Annotated in this window: 8 protein-coding genes; 3 read left to right on the forward strand and 5 right to left on the reverse strand. The window is 69.5% G+C overall.

Annotated elements, in window-relative coordinates; all coding sequences use genetic code 11:
* Nucleotides 1-40: 40 nt before the first annotated feature.
* The 4 genes from E8A74_RS23825 to E8A74_RS55585 are packed head-to-tail and all read right to left on the reverse strand — an operon-like array spanning nt 41 to nt 9,345.
* On the reverse strand, nt 41-1,645 hold the full coding sequence (locus E8A74_RS23825; protein WP_136931355.1) for a tetratricopeptide repeat protein: 1,605 nt from the start codon (nt 1,643-1,645) through the stop codon (nt 41-43).
* Entirely contained in the window at nt 1,642-5,994 is a 4,353-nt protein-coding gene (locus E8A74_RS23830) for a tetratricopeptide repeat protein (RefSeq protein WP_136931356.1), read from the reverse strand. The genes E8A74_RS23825 and E8A74_RS23830 overlap by 4 nt, the downstream gene beginning before the upstream one ends.
* Nucleotides 5,991-8,399 (reverse strand): tetratricopeptide repeat protein, encoded by a 2,409-nt coding sequence (locus tag E8A74_RS23835; RefSeq protein WP_136931357.1) that lies wholly within the window; start codon nt 8,397-8,399, stop codon nt 5,991-5,993. The genes E8A74_RS23830 and E8A74_RS23835 overlap by 4 nt, the downstream gene beginning before the upstream one ends.
* A gap of 22 nt (nt 8,400-8,421) precedes the next feature.
* Nucleotides 8,422-9,345, reverse strand: coding sequence for a hypothetical protein (locus E8A74_RS55585; RefSeq protein ID WP_269749889.1), 924 nt, complete (start codon nt 9,343-9,345; stop codon nt 8,422-8,424).
* A 378-nt stretch (nt 9,346-9,723) separates the two neighbouring features.
* Here E8A74_RS55585 and E8A74_RS23845 point away from each other — a divergent pair, with 378 nt between their 5' ends.
* The 3 genes from E8A74_RS23845 to E8A74_RS23855 are packed head-to-tail and all read left to right on the forward strand — an operon-like array spanning nt 9,724 to nt 13,264.
* A complete protein-coding gene (locus E8A74_RS23845) occupies nt 9,724-10,350 on the forward strand; it encodes an RNA polymerase sigma factor (RefSeq protein WP_136931358.1) in 627 nt (208 codons plus the stop codon).
* Nucleotides 10,351-10,368: 18 nt separating this feature from the next.
* Nucleotides 10,369-11,439: a zf-HC2 domain-containing protein gene (locus E8A74_RS23850; protein WP_211365433.1), complete on the forward strand. Its 1,071-nt coding sequence runs from the start codon at nt 10,369-10,371 to the stop codon at nt 11,437-11,439.
* A 52-nt stretch (nt 11,440-11,491) separates the two neighbouring features.
* The gene (locus E8A74_RS23855) at nt 11,492-13,264 is read left to right on the forward strand and encodes a hypothetical protein (RefSeq protein WP_136931359.1); all 1,773 of its coding nucleotides are present in this window, start codon (nt 11,492-11,494) and stop codon (nt 13,262-13,264) included.
* A gap of 1,103 nt (nt 13,265-14,367) precedes the next feature.
* Here the strand turns inward: E8A74_RS23855 and E8A74_RS23860 are convergent.
* Entirely contained in the window at nt 14,368-14,850 is a 483-nt protein-coding gene (locus E8A74_RS23860; protein WP_136931360.1) for a TIGR02266 family protein, read from the reverse strand.
* Nucleotides 14,851-14,871 lie beyond the last annotated feature (21 nt).

Consider the following 14,871-nt stretch of genomic DNA (forward strand, 5'->3'; position numbering starts at 1 on the left):
TTCCACAAGATGCCTCGTCTCGCGCGCGCCGTCCATGTGCCTAGAAGCCCGGGGGCGGCGTGGCGAACGGCGCGACGATGGTGCTGGTCGGCGTGGGCGCTGGCGCTGGCGCGGGAGGCGGCGGCTCGGGCGTGGGCGCTGGCGCCGCGGACGGCGGCGGCGCTGGCGCGGCAGAGCTGTCCGAAGGCGCAGGCGCAGGCGGCGGGGCCGCGGAAGTCGCGGGCGGCGGGCCTGCGGGCGGCGGGCCCGGCGGGACCGCTGCGGCGTCCGGGGCGCCCCCATCCTCGGCGCTCGGCGTGCTCGGGAGGGGTGCGACGGGCGCGGGCGCCTCGGCGGCGGACGCAGCGGCGAGCTCGCCTTCCTTGAGCTTTGCGCGCTGCAGGAGCTCCTCGGAGTCGTCGCGCTCTCCCTTGCGACGGAGCTCCTGGTACTTCTTCAGCTCGGCGATCGCCTCGGCGACCTGCTGCTTGGCCGACATGCCGGGGACGCTCGGCGCGAAGAGGTACAAAAGGCCGAGGTCGTAGTGGACCTGCGGCATCGATGCGTCCCGCGCGAGCACCCACTCGAACTCGCGCTTCGCGTCACCGTACCGGCCGAGCAAGCGGTACGTGTCGCCGAGCGCGAGGTGCGCGGGGAGGTTGTCGCCGTCGTAGCGGACCGCGCCTTCGAGAAGCGGGAGCGCCTCCTGGCCGTTGCCGGCTTCGAGCAGCATCGCGGCGAGCTGCACGCGCGCCTCGACGAGATCGGGCCTGCGCTGCACGGCGCGACGGAAGTTGTCCATGGCGCCCGCGCGCTGGGATTGCTCGCGCAGGATGAGGCCTCGCAGAAGCAACGCCTCGGGGTTCTCCTTGTCGCGCGGCGGGTTGTCCGCGCCGAACCCGTCGAGGATCGCCTGCAGCGCGTAGAGCGCGAGATCGAGCCTGCGGTTGCGGTAATGATCGCGGGCGATCACGACCATCGCGGGCCGGTAATCCGGGTTGATCTTGAGCGCCTCCTGGGCGAGGCGTTGCGCCGATCCGGTGTCCTTCTGCAGGCTCTTCACCTCGGCGAGCGTGGCCGTGACGGCGGCCGATCGCGGCATGATCGCGCGTTTTTCCGTGAGGAGACGTTCGGCCTCGCCGAGGTTGCCCTTCCGCGCGAGCAGCATCGCGTAGGCGATGATCGCGGGCTCGTAGTCGGGCGTGATGGAGAGGGCCTTCTGGTAGCTCGCCGCGGCCTCGGGCTCGCGCAAGCGCTCCTGCACGGCGCCGAGCGAGTAGTGCGCGTGGGGGGCGCGCGCGTCGGCCTGGATGACCTGCTGGAAGAGGCCCTTCGCCGCCGTGAGATCCCCCGCGGCAAACGCGGCCATGCCTTGCTGGTAAGGCCCTGCCGCGGCGGGCGGGAGCGGCGCGGGCGGAGGCGCCGGGGGCGGGGTCGTGAGCGTCGGCGGCGCGCTCGGCGTGAGGCTCGGCGTCGGGCTCATGCCCACGATCGGCGCGGGCTGGCCCCACGGGTTCATCCCGTTCGGCCCATTCGGATACATGGCCGAAGGTTGCGGCGGCGTCTGCGGCTTCTGCTGCGAGGTCGTCTCCTCGCAGGAGGCCGCGAGGAGCGGCACGAGCGCGCATGCGAGAGCCGCGAAAACCAGAGGAGGCGAACGCTTCATGGCAACGTCACCGGGAGCGGCGCGGGCAGACCGTCGGGCTGCAGCGCGGGCGCCATGCCGGGCCGCGTGCGCAGGAACATGCCGTCCTGGTACTGGAAGGGCTGTCCCGTCTCGGGATCGATGATCCCCTGGCTCATGTCGCGGATCTTCGCGTCGCCGAGGATGTCGGTGAAGAACGCGAGCCTTTGAATCGCGTGGTCGACCTCGGGGTTTCGCACGTTCCACGCGCGCGCATACACCACGGCCTGCACGTAGAACTTGATCATGGCGCGGTCGGCGTCGTTGAGGAGCCGCTCGCGCGCCTCGCGCCACTGCTCGCGGCGCTTCTGGCGGATGGCGTCCGCGGTCTCTTGCAGGTCCTCGCGATCGCTCGTCTCTGCGAGCTTGAGGAGCTTCTCCTCGCGGTCGGAGTAGAGCTTCAGGCCCGGCGGGCGCGTGTTGTAGAGGCCCGTGCGGCACGAGTCGTAGAGCGAGCCTTGCCGCGCGAACGACGCGACGGACAAGGCGCGCGACTCGTACGTCTTGATCACGGACTGCAGGTCGTTGAAGTACGTGTCGCCCGCCTTCTTGAGGTCGTCGGAGTACGTCTTGATGACCTTGTCGATGACGCCGGCGTAGCGGTGGTGGCCGGCGTCGTAGTCCCAGGACTGCCGGAGCTTGTCGTCGATCACGCCGTACGCGCACTCGGCGGCCATGTCGGCCTGCATCGTGCCAAGCGCCTTCTTGTTGTCCATCGCGGCGAACGCCTTGAACTTGTCGAAGGCGCCGATGGTGTTGCGGCACCACTCGAACGCCTTCGGATCCGAGGCCGCCTTGCGCATCTTCGCCGCGTGGAAGGCCGCCTGGACGAGGAACGGCGTGGCCGCCGGCGTGAGGCGGTTCATCTCGTAGTAGTTCTCCATCGCGTCCATCGCCTTGACGCGCGCGGCCCTGTTCGCGCCCTCGTCGAGGCCCTTCTCGTCCCACGCCTTGAGGTCGGCCGACGCGACGATGTAGTCGATCTCGGCCTTCTGCTCGACCGGGGCCTCGAGGTTCAGGAACGCATTGCGCGAGGCGATCATGCGATCACGCTCGCCCACGTTCGCGTAAAGGAGGACCGCGCCCCGGGCCGCCTCGCGCCGCGCGGGCTTTTCGAAGCGGCCGTTGCGCGAGATCGTGTCGTACGTCTCGGCGGCGGCGCGGTAGTTGAAGAAGAGCACGTACGCCGCGCTGAGCGCGTCGTAGGCCTGCTTCAGGTACCCCACGCGCTCGGCGTAGCGCTTCGGATCCGCGGGCTTCGGGGGCTTGCTGGCCTCGTCGCCCTTCTCCAGCTTCGAGAGGTTCGCCTCGCTCCCGTACTCCTTGATGAAGAGCGCGTACATCTCGATGGCCTGGTCGTAGTCGCCGACCTGCTTGTAGCAGTACGCGCCGTTCATCGCGGCCTCGGGCGCCTCGTCCCGCGCCGGGGCTTTTTCCAGCGCCACGCGGTAGAGCGCCGCCGCCTCGCGCCACGCCTGCACGCGCTCCGGCCCGTCGGGCATCTTCTCGGCCTTCTCGAACTTCGCCGCGGCGTCGACGTAATAGCCGCGCGAGATCGTGGGCTGGGCGATGCCCGTCTCCTTGAGCTTCTGCTCCTCGCTGATGGCGCAGCTCTTCGTCATCGAGGCCTCGGCGAGCGCGCGCGAGCGCGGCACGTCGTTCTCGAGGTTCGCCATCGTCGTGAGCTTCTCCCACGCGAGGTAGCCGAACGGCGTCTTGCCGCACTGCTCGGCGTAGATCGGCTCGAGCCTGCGTCGCGCCTCGGCGAAGTTGCCGTACAGGAAGAAGAACTCCGCGGACTGGTAGGCGTAGAGATCGCTGTTCTTCTGATCCTGGTTCGTCTGCGGATCCCGCGTCGAGAGATCACTCGCCGGAGGCACGCGCTGGATGTACTCGTCGCGCGCCGCGACCGCGTCCTTGAGGACCTTCGGCAGCTCCTCGACGGCGACCTTCTGCTTGTCGTTCTCCGTGACGATCTTGAGCCCCGTGCGCTGCTCGATCCCCTCTTGCCCGCCCGTGCGCTTGTAGAGCTTGTACTGGTCGAGCAGCGCTTGGTACGCGGTGTCGACGACCATGAACGCGGCGGGCTGCAGGTGCTTGTCGTCCTCGTTCGAGTCGCGGACGTCGACGGCGGTGCGCCGCGCGGTCTCGATCTCGTCGACCGTCGGTGAGCGATCCATCGCCACCTGGATCACGAGCACCATGTGGTTCGCGTCCGCGAGCCAGTAGCGGCTGTCGTAAGCGTCGGGCGCGTTTTCGTCTTCCTGCAGCACGCCCTGCCAGCCGAGCGCGGCCATGCGGTACTCGGAGAGCGCGCGTTCGAAGAGCTTGGTGCGCGTCTCCTGCTCGCCGCTCTGGATCGCCGCGTTCACGAGCGCGCTGCCCGCGTTCGTGTGATCGGCCGCGGCGCGACGCAGGCCGCCACGCACGAGGCGCTCGGCGGTCTGGATGGCCTCCGGATCGTCCTTGTTCGCCTCGACCCACGGCGTCTTGCCGACGTAGTTCGCGAGCTTCGTGCGCGCGTCGAGGGCCTTCGCCGCGTTCTCCGCCCGCTCGGCCGTCCCCTCGCGCGACTGCCCGGTGAGCGTGTCGTAGATGTCCGCGATCTGCGCCTGCATGACCGGCGCGTCGCGGTGCATCGGCCACTTCTTGAGGATGAGCTCCGAGACCTCGATCGTGTTCCGGTACTGGTTCAGCTCCTTGAACTCGACCGCGAGCGCTTTGTAGACCTCGACGGTCCACTTGCGATCCTGCGGGATGAGCGCCGCGTTCTGCACGCGATCGATCGCGATGCGCATCTTCTGCTCGCGGATCCGCGGGTCCTGCTCGAGGTCGAGGATGTCGCTGCGCGGGACGAAGGGCTCATCCGCGGCGGGCCCCGTGAAGTCGAGGAACGTGAGCGCGCCGGCGATGTACGTGTACGACTCGCCGCGGAAATCCGTGCCCGGATCCCCCGTGAGTTTCTCCTGTTCGTCGGTGTACTTGAGCAGCTCGACGAACTGCCGGACGCTCGTCTCGTAGCGGAGCTGCTTGAAGTACGTCCACGCGAGCTTGTACATCGCGACGCCGTAGACGGGCGGCTTCTTGTACTGGAGCGATCGCGTGTACGCGACCTCGGCGCGGTTCAGGCTGAAGGGCCCGCCGCCCGGATCGATCTCGTTGAAGTGGTAGTCGCCGATGAGCCACCAGACCTCGGCGAGGTACCGCGGCTCCGCGCCCTCCGCGACCTTCTGCGGGATCGGCTTGCAGGCGTCGGGGTACGGATTGACGAAGACGAGCTCGTCCTCGATCGCCGGCGCTTCCGGCTCGGGCTCGGGCTCCTTCCCTTTGCCCTTGGCGTTCGTCTTCTTCTTGGGCGGCGGCTGCGCGGCCTTGCGTTTCGCGGCCTCGCCGATGGGGATCGGGTGCCGCGACTCCCAGCCGAGCCAGTAGTCGCGATCGTGATCCTGCGGGAGCTTGCCGACCGTGTCCCGCGTCGGATCCTTCGGATCCGTAGGAACGGGGTACGGGTAGCGGTCGTGGCAGACGAAGGACCGGAAGACCTGCTGCGCCTCGAAGATCCGCGCCGAGTCGTTCAACGCGTGGCCGAGGTAGTAGTAGACGCCCGCGAGCTCCTTGTACTGCGGGAACTCGCGGATGATGCGCTTGTAGAGGGCGATCGCGGGCCGGAGGCCGATCGCGAGATCGTCGGCGAGGTCGGTGTCCTCGCGGGCGCGCTCCTCGTAGAGCGCCGCGAGGCGGAACATCGCCGTGGGCGTGCTCTCGGGGTGCGCGTTCCTGCCGCTGTACGTCTCGACGAACTTTTCGAGGCGGCGGATCGCCTCCTCGCGCGCCGACTTCAGGTCCTTCTGCTCGACGTCGATCTCGCGGTCGAGGGCGGCGATGACACGACGCCTGCGCTCTTCATAGTGCTGCTGGATGATCCGCGTGATCGACGAGCGGTAGTCGCGCGCGGCCTGCTCGTACGCCGCGGCCTCTTTCTCGAGCTCCGCGAGCACCGCGACCTGCTCGGGCGTGGGAGGCGGCGGCGGAGGCGCCTGCACGCGCGGCTTGAACGCAGGCGTGGGCGGCGGGATGGGCGGCGCGCTCGCGGACGGCGCCGGAGCCGTGGTCGTGGGCGCTGCACTCGGAGGCGCCGTGGGGATCACGCCGGGAGGCGCCGTGGGCGCTGCCGTCGGTGGTGCGGTCGGCGGCGCCGTCGGCGCTGCCGTCGGCGGAAAGGGCTGCGGCTGCGACGCGGCGCTGCCGGCGACGCACGTCGCGACGAGCAGCGCGAGGATCGACGACGCGCCGCGTCCCGACCGCGACGAGGAACGACGAAGCACGCTCATTTGCCCTCCGTCCCGGGCGCGGCGCTGTCGTCGAGGACCTCGTCGAGCTCCTCCCGCAAGAGCTTCTCCTCGCGCGCCCGCTCGACGCGCAAGCTGCGCACGCGGGTCATCTGCTCCTCGCGCACCTCCCACGCCTCCTCGGTGATGCCCACATCCGCGCGCAGGACGATGTTCCGCAGCCGGTCGCGCACGAGGCCGAAGTTCCGCATCGCCACCTCGCCCACGACGCCACGCGCCTCCTTGTCGAGCCGCTCGAGCTCCACCTCGTACCCCACCACCGCGGCCGTCTCGCGCGCCAGGATCGCCCGCACGTCCGTCGTCCTCCGCGCGACCTCACGCTCGAGCTCGGAGAGCGCGGCGAAGACCTTCGCGTCCGTCTCGTCGCCCTTCTGCAGGAGCGGCGCGACACGCTTCGCGTACGTGGCGAGCGACGCGCCCCCCTGCCCCGCCATCGCGAGCTGGACCTCCCGCACGATCGCCTCGCGGTACGCCTGCCGCACCTGCGCATCATCGATGAAGCGCTGATCGCCGAAGCCGACCTGCATCTTGCCGGCGCCCACGAGCTTACGCAGATCCGTGATCTGCTTGCGGTACACCGCGAGATCACGCTCGTGCGCGGCGAGCTCCTGCTCGAACCGCGCGACCGCCGCCGGATCCCGCACGACGCCCGCCTGCGGCGCCTCGCGCAGCATGCGCCGCAGGCCGTTCACCTGCGCCTGCAGCGAGTCCACTTCGAGCGTCATGCGCTGGACCGACTGCGACGCGCCGTTCCACTGCTTCAGCGCCTGCCCCTCGCGCTCCTGGAAATCCGAGTCGTTGACGGGGATCATCCCGAGCCGCTTCTCCAGCGAGCGGCGACGCGCGCGCACCTGCCCGATCTCGCCGGAGAGCGACGAGGACTCGACCTCGTCCATGCCCTGCCCGATCGAGAGCCGCGCGATGCCCACGCGGTTGATGAGCCCGAGCGCCTTCTCCTCGCCCGCCTTGAGCTCGGGAAATGCGCGGACGCGGTTCGTCGAGGCCACGACCGCGTTCAGCTTCTCGATGAGATCGTTCGATTGCTGGATGAGCTCGCGGCACTGCGCGATGCCCTCGATCACGGCGAACGCGGCCGGGCCGTCCTCCGCGTCGCGCGCCCACTGGATCGCCAGCGTGGGCAGGCCGGAGCTCGAGTCGAGGACGTCGAGCTGCTCCTGGCTCAGCTTGTCGTAGTAGACGGCCGGATCGCTGGTCGCGCCGAGGAACGCATCGACACGCGCGCGCATCGGATCGTAGTTCGCGCGGACGCCCTCGTAGACCTTGAGCGATTTTTCGAACTGGCCCGCGCGCAGCATGAGGTCCGCGCGGAGCAACGAGCCATCCGCGATGTTCTGGCTGTTCGGATCCGCGACGGAGAGGACCTCGAGGGCCCGTTGCGCGCGCTCGACGTCGCCGAGGCGGACGTACACCCAGCCGAGCTCGTAGAGCATCGTCCCGAACTCCGGCGACGATCGGTCGATGTGGTTGTACGCATCCACGGCCTGCGCCCACTGATCCGACTCGTAGAAGAGCCTTCCTATCGCGAGCCACGCCATGTCGATCACCCGCTCGTGCTCCTTCGAGTCGGGCGCGAGCTGCGTGACCTTGCGGAACTGATCGATCGCCACGACGTAACGGCTGCGCGGCGCGCGCGGCGGCACCTCGCCCTCGGCGAGCGGGACCGGCGGCGGCGTCGCCTCCTTCATGGCCACGACGCCGAGCAGGTAGCCGGCCTGATGCGCGTACTCGCTCTTCGGATCGACCGACGCGAGCGCCGCCTTCGCGCCCGCCCAGTCCTTCTTCACGACGAGGCCTTTGCCGCGTGCGTACGAAATTCCGCTCGTCACGGCCGCGGGCGGGAGGCGGTTCATCGCGGAGAAGACGTCGTCGAGGTGCCGGTAGTCCTTCGTCCGCAGCGCGATGTCGACGAGCCGCTCGAGCGCCTTGCCCTGGTAGGTCAAGAAGCGCGGCTCCTGCACGCGATCGGTGATCCTGAAGTAGACGCGCCGCGCCGAGAGGTACTGCCGCGACTGGAAGTACGTCTCGCCGAGGAGCGAGAGCGCGTCGGGGTACGCGGTCGGGTGGTCGGGGTACTTCTCGAGGATCTCGTTCAGCAGCGTCGCCGCGCGATCCCAGTCCCTCGAACCCACGAGCAGCACGGCGTCGGCGATGCGCTGCGCCGGCGTGCGCTCGCGGCCCTTCGACTTCTGGATCGCGTCCTCGATCGCGCGCAGGCCATTGCCGGCGATCGTGATCTGCTGCGTGGCGGTCGAGATCGCCTGCTCGGCGTCGATCGCGTGCGCGAAGCTCGGCACGAGGGTGGCGCAGGCCGCGAGGAGGCCCGCGAGGAGCGCCTTCCGCGTGCGGGAACCGCGTGTGCTCTTCATGCGTGTTCCTTCGGGAGATCGCTCACTTGGCGACGCCCTGCGGCGCCGGCGCGCCCGCAGGAGCGTTCGGATCCGAGAGCCCTTGCGTGACCTTCTCGACGAACCGCACCGCCGGGCGCTCCTCGATCGGCGTGGTCACGCCGCCCTTCTCGAACGAGACGATCTGAAGCGTCATCGTCTTGCCTTCGAGCGCGGTGAACGAGTGGTTCGAGCGGACCTCGAGCCGATAACCGCGCATGTACGAGAAGACGCCGTAGCCGTTGCCCTGCAGGTTCACGAGGACCTGCACGGTGTGATCACCGGGCGGGATCGAGCCGTTGAAGATCGGGATCTCGCCGGCCTCGGCGATCGCGCCCGTCTGATCGGTCTTGTTGTACTGGACGGCGCCGTCGAGGACGACGAGCAGGCGCGTGATCTTGAAGGCGCCCGAGAGCTCGTTCATGTACTTGAGGTTCGCGCGGGAGCCGGCGCCGCCGCTCGACAGGATCGTGTCGCTGAGCAGCGAGAGACGCGTGTGGCTGCGACGGATCTGCTCTTTCAGCTCGTCGATGCGCTGTTCGAGATCACGCAGGCGCACGGCGTACGTCTGTCCGTCCATGCCCGGCGGCGCCGCGGGCTGCGCTCCGGGGGCCGGCTGCGCGCCAGGCATGCCCGTGGGAGGCACGGGTTGCATGCCGGGCTGCGTCGGCGGCTGCGGCTGCATGCCCGGCTGTGGCTGCATGCCGGGTTGCATCGGCTGCGGCTGCATGCCGGGCTGCGTCGTTTGCGGCTGCATGCCGGGTTGCGTCGGCGCGGCGGCGGGCGGGGTTTGGCCCGTCGGAACGGCCTGCAACAAGCCGGGTCCGGCCGCCGGCGGAGGCGCCGTGGGGGCCTGAGCAAACGCCGGCGCCACGGTCAGCCAGGTTGCCGCAAAGGTCACGGCGAGCGTCTTCGGGAGCAATCGCATGAAGACCAACCCCATCGTCGAAGGAAGGCGGAAGGACGCGCTGTCGCCCGGCCATGCTTGCCGGCCTTCGCCAAGTGTACGTTCCGGGAGCGCGCCGATGCAACCGAGGACCCCGCGCGACACGGGAACGTGACGTGCCGTGAATTTGCTGGCGCTTCGTGTCCGCCCCGGCGCGAGGTCTTTCCGAGCGCCCTCGCCATCCAAACTTCGCGGCTCCGCCCTGGTCCCGATCCGGTAAGGTGGCGTCGTGCAGCGACGCCCCCATCCGATCAGAACTTCGGGCCCCGTCGCGCGTCCCATGGACCCGTTCAACGGTCGTCACGACCCCCTTTCGCCTGCATCCGCCCCCGCGGACGCGCAGGAAACGAGGAGGTGACGGTGGCGAGCATCTCTCGCGAGGAGGTGACCGACGAGGTCCTGATGATGCGGTTCCAGGGTGGTGACCGAGCGGCGTTCGCCGGTCTCGTCCGCAGGCACAAGACGAACGTCTACAACTTCATCCTTCGCCAGGTCCGCGCGCCTCAAATCGCCGAGGATCTCGTGCAGGACGTGTTCGTCAAAATCGTGCAGAACGCGGCCGACTTCAAGCACGAGGCCCGCTTCTCCACGTGGGCCTACGCCATCGCCCGGAACGTGTGCATCGACCACCTGCGGAAGGCCGCGCTCCGGCGGCATCCGTCGCTGGATCAGGCCACCAGCACGAGCAGCGGCGAGGAAGGACCGACGCTCGCCGAGCGCACGGCCGACGCGCACCCCACGGCCTCGGTCGAGCGGGTCGCGATCGGCGCCGAGCTCGGACATCGGATCACCCACGCCGTCGAGCGGCTGCCCGCCGAACAACGCGAGGTCTTTCTCCTGCGGGAGATCGGCCACGTGCCGTTCAAGGACATCGCCGAGATCACCGGGGTACCGGAAAATACCGTCAAGAGCCGGATGCGTTACGCCCTCGAGCGCTTGCAGGAAGCACTCGCCGAGTACGAGGACTACGCTCGAGCCCTGCGATAACGCCGGGCAAGGTGCTGCATGGATTGCCAGAAGTTCGACCAGGTCGTGATGGACGCGCTGTACGAGGAGCTCGACGAGCTCACGTACGCAGCGCTCCGCCGGCACGTGGAGTCCTGCGCGCGCTGCGGTGAAGCCTGGAACGGGCTCCGCGCGACACGCGAGGTCGCGATGCTGCCGCTCGAAGAGCCAAGCCCCGGCCTCGAAGACCGCATCCTCGCCGCCGTCACGGACGCGCAACGCACGACGCCCTGGCATCGCAAAGCGCTGCGCGCCCTGGCCTGGGCGGGCAGCCACGCGATGCGGCCGCAGCTCGCGATGGCCGCGTTGTTCTTCCTGGTGATCGGGTCGAGCCTGCTCCTGCTCCGCGCCAAACCCGGCACGGTCGGGATCACGCCGGTGCGCGTGACCGAGCGTGGCGTGCCCGCGCCGGACGAGGGCGATCTCCAGGCCCCCGCGCAGGCCCCTCCCCCGCCGATCGCCGCAGCGCCCATGGCCGCGGCCGCAGCCGACGTCGCCGAGGGCGCGAAGAAGAGCAAGGACGACGCAGCGGACAAGGGCGCGGCGAAGGAGACGGAAGGCGCGGGCAAAGCGCTCGCCGAGGCACGCGCCACGCGCGACGGCTCGGGCTGCGACGCGTCGCTCCGCCTGTACGACGATATCGGCGCCCGTTACCCGGGCACGCCACAAGCCGCCGACGCGATGTGGGAAGCGGCGCAGTGCCAGCGGAGCCTCGGCAACACGGATCGCGCGCGGGAGCTCTACTCGGCGCTCAAGCAGAGCGACGGGTACAAGGCGCGCGCCGAGGAAGCGCTGCAGGAGAGCGAAACGGCGAACCAGACGAACAACGCAGGCGGTGGCCTCGTGGCCAACCGCGCCGCGGCGCCGGCCCCTGCGCCGCCTCCAGCCGCGACGTCGACGGTCGCAGCCGCAGGCAAGCCCGCGGGCAAGCCCGCCCCCGCGACGCCGACGGCGGAGGAAGAAGCGCAAAGGGCGAAGGCCGCGCCGGGGGGTGGTCCCGGCCGGAACGTGAACGCCGCGCCGAAGCGCGCAGCAGAGCAGCACCCCGCCCCCGCCAACGCCGCGTACTGACGGGCCCATCAACGGCCTGCGAAACCGGGCCGTGACCCGCTAGACTCGGCCCATGCGCCGATCACGCCTTTTCTTGGGCCTCGTCCCTGCCCTGCCCGTGGCCATCGTCGTGGGCGCCTGCACCGAGGCGCCCATCCACGTAGGCCTCGTCATGCAGGCGCCCCTCGGGCTGCTCGACACGGCGACGCGCGTCACGCTGCGCGTCTTCGACAAGGGCAACGCGACCTGCACGCCCGCGACGGGCCGCGTGGAGAACGCACCCACGGGCGACGCCGTGCAGACGTTCGATCTGCACAAGGACGGCTGCGGCGAGGGCGTCACCTGGTGCAGGGACATCGAGCTCGATCGCGACGGCGCCGAGAAGGTCTTCGCGATCATGGCCGAAGGCGGCGCGGGCGTCCTCGCCGAAGGTTGCGCCGTGGAGAAGGTCGATCAGGACCCGCTCGAGGTGACGATCAAGGTGCAGCGGTACACGCCGCCCGCATGCTGCAACGACGGCGCCGTCGGCACCGGCGAGCAGTGCGATCTCGGCCCCGAGGCAGCACGCGCGTGCGACGGGAGCCCCGCCGAGACGTGCGGCGGCATCGCGCCGGACGCAGTTTGTCGGTGCGACTGCACCGCGCAGGAGATCCTGCTCTCCGTGAAGAACAACGTGCCCCCGGCGCTCGACAACGACGGCCCGGGCACGAAGACGCACCTCGCGATGGAGTTCTGCCCGGGCGTCGACGCGACGAAAAACGCGCTGCGCACCGCCTACACGAGCACCACGGGCGGCGGCGGCGGCGACATCCTGATGCGCTTCCTCGGCGCGGATCTCTACCCGATCGAGAAGCCCTACCCGCTCTCGCAGCAGATCCAGCTCCCCGCGCGCTGCACCAGTTTGCCCGGGTCAGGCCCCGCGCTCGTGCAACGTGATCCGTCCCTCGCCCCCGTCGGCCTGAACCACGTCGCGATCGTCTACGCGAGTGATCAAGAGGCGACGAACAACTACCACATCTACCTGAACGCCCAGAACGAGTGGGGCTGCGCAGACGCGCCGCCGCTGAAGGTCAGCACGCAGGTCGGCGACGTGCAGATCCGGCCCGACGTCGCAGGCGGGCCGGAGGACGCCGCACTCGTCGTATGGAACCGCGGCACCGGCGTGTTCGGTCGCATCTGGAAAAAGACGGGCGCACTCGAGCCAGCGATGGGCGAGATCCCGATCGCCACGAACGGCTCCGCGCCGCGCGTCGCAGGCAACAAGGACGGCTGGGTGGTCGTCTACCAAGGCGCCGGCGACGGCGACGGCAACGGGATCGTCATGGTGACAGTCAAACCCAACGGTGAAGTCGGCACGCCCAAGCTCGTGAACGACGCGACAACAGGCCTGCAAGACGCCCCCGACGTCGCGATGCTCCCCGACGGTCGCTACATCATCGTGTGGCACGCGAGCGGCGACATCTTCTTCCAGCGCTACGACAAGGACTTCACGCGTGTCCCCGGCACCGAGGACCAGAAGACCGTAAACACGCAGACCGCCGGCCTGCAGCAGATGCCGAAGGTGGCCGCAGGACTCGGCTTCTTCACGGTCGTCTGGCAAGACGAGCGCGGGACGATCGGCGCGCGCTTCATCGGAGGCACCTCAGGCTTCGGCTACAACAGCGTGACCGGCCAGAACGACGCCTTCCTCGCAAACATCCCCGACCCCGAAGGCACAAACGGCGCCCGCAGCGGGCCCGCCGTAGCCATCGGCGGCGCAGGCTTCGTCGCCATCGGCTGGCAAGACGACAGCACGAACCACTTCGGCGTCTACGTACGTCGCTTCCCGTTGCCGATCGGGCTGTAGGCGTCCTCCAGCTCATGCGCACGCGAAGGCGAAGGCGCGGAGCTGGGGCTTTGCCCCAGACCCCACCGGGGCTGTCCGCCCCTGGACCCGGACCAGCGAGGCGCTGGACCCGGGGTCGATGAACTGCGCGATGCGCAGTTCATCGAACAGGCGAAGACAAGGCCGGCGACAAGCCTGCCCATCAAGGCAGCAGCGCTGACGGTTCCACGGGGTACGTGCCCGTCGTCGGTTTGAAAGAGCAACAGGTAGGCTCGTTCGTTCAGGCGAGGTGACGCAGGGCGTGATCACCACGCCCGCCGTCCTCGTGTTGCCCGATCGCATCCTCGACAGGCGACATCGATCCTCGTCCTCGTCGGTTCCGCGCCGCGACAAGCGACGTCCCAGCAGCAGGACATCAGGCACGAAGCGGAACAAGGTGCATCGGCGCGACCGGGTACGTGTCCTGCCGCCAGACACGTGGCGACACGCGTGCCCCTGGGGAAGGTCGAGCCTGACACCACAGCCGGAGGCAACCGAGGCTCCGTGTCGAGCTGCCAAACATCACGCGTCCACCGTCGAGGGTCCATGTCACGGAGGACGACCGGTCAGCGCCAAACCCAAACGCACGTGGTGGGCAGCGTGCCGCGCGCCGTCCCTCAGCGAAGGGATCCGTCGCGCCGCCGAACACGCACCGTCGAGGGACGACAACACGTGTTCAGCCGGATTTCAGGCATCCTCCGCCCTCTCCACCACATGGTCGCGCATGCGTCTCCGCGTGGAGCGTCGCGCCGGGGCGCTGCCCCGGACCCCGCGGGGGCTCTCCGCCCCTCGACCCGGACCAGGCACGGCCTGGACCGAGGGGGAAGAACTGCGCAACGCGCAGTTCTTCCCACGAGCCGGTGGCAAGACCATGGAGGTGGGTCTCCACCTGGCGACGGGCACGCTGCCCGTGGAGCCCGCAGCGCCGCTGTCTTGGTTGGCAGGATCGTGGAGGGTCTTGACCCTGGCTGTTCGAGGAACTGCGCGGAGCGCAGTTCCTCGACCCCGGTCCAGGCCGTGCCTGGTCCGGGTCCAGGGGTGGACAACCCCTGGTGGGGCCTGGGGCAACGCCCCAGCTCCGCGCTTCAGTTGGAAACGGGTCCCGCGTTCTCGCGCAGGTACGCGATGGTGCGGATTGTGTCGACGAGCCGCTCGCGCTCGGCGGCTGTGATCCGCACGAAGCGTACGCCCATGCCGGGGTTTGGGTTGTCGTGGAGGGGGCGGACCACGTTGACCCACTGCACCGTGCCTTCGAGCACGAAGGAATCGTTGCTGTTCGGCGGGGCGAATCGGAGCGTGAGGCTTGTGCCGATGGGCAACGGGTCTGTTGTCCGTACGAAGATGCCGAGCTCTGAGATGTTCGTGATCGCGGCGTAGAGGAACGTCTCCTCGGTCTCGCAATCCACCGACCAGGTCACGTCGTATCGCTCCGAGGAACGGCGCTCGAGCCAGCTTGGACGGCTTGCAGGCGCTGCTTCGTTCTCGCGCGTCGACGACGGAGGTTTGTCCGCTGTCGCGGCCTCGTCGACCGCTCCGTGCTCCGGATCGCTCCTGCGACGCTCAGCCATTGAACCTTCCGCGTAGCCGCT

The organism is Polyangium fumosum (assembly GCF_005144585.1).
In the GTDB taxonomy this organism is placed as follows: domain Bacteria; phylum Myxococcota_A; class Polyangia; order Polyangiales; family Polyangiaceae; genus Polyangium; species Polyangium fumosum.

Excerpts from the sequence above, each read along its gene's own strand:
- E8A74_RS23825 (WP_136931355.1), bottom strand. The coding sequence starts at position 1,645 with ATGAAGCGTTCGCCTCCTCTGGTTTTCGCGGCTCTCGCATGCGCGCTC.
- E8A74_RS23830 (WP_136931356.1), bottom strand. The coding sequence starts at position 5,994 with ATGAGCGTGCTTCGTCGTTCCTCGTCGCGGTCGGGACGCGGCGCGTCG.
- E8A74_RS23835 (WP_136931357.1), bottom strand. The coding sequence starts at position 8,399 with ATGAAGAGCACACGCGGTTCCCGCACGCGGAAGGCGCTCCTCGCGGGC.
- E8A74_RS55585 (WP_269749889.1), bottom strand. The coding sequence starts at position 9,345 with ATGCGATTGCTCCCGAAGACGCTCGCCGTGACCTTTGCGGCAACCTGG.
- E8A74_RS23850 (WP_211365433.1), top strand. The coding sequence starts at position 10,369 with ATGGATTGCCAGAAGTTCGACCAGGTCGTGATGGACGCGCTGTACGAG.
- E8A74_RS23855 (WP_136931359.1), top strand. The coding sequence starts at position 11,492 with ATGCGCCGATCACGCCTTTTCTTGGGCCTCGTCCCTGCCCTGCCCGTG.
- E8A74_RS23860 (WP_136931360.1), bottom strand. The coding sequence starts at position 14,850 with ATGGCTGAGCGTCGCAGGAGCGATCCGGAGCACGGAGCGGTCGACGAG.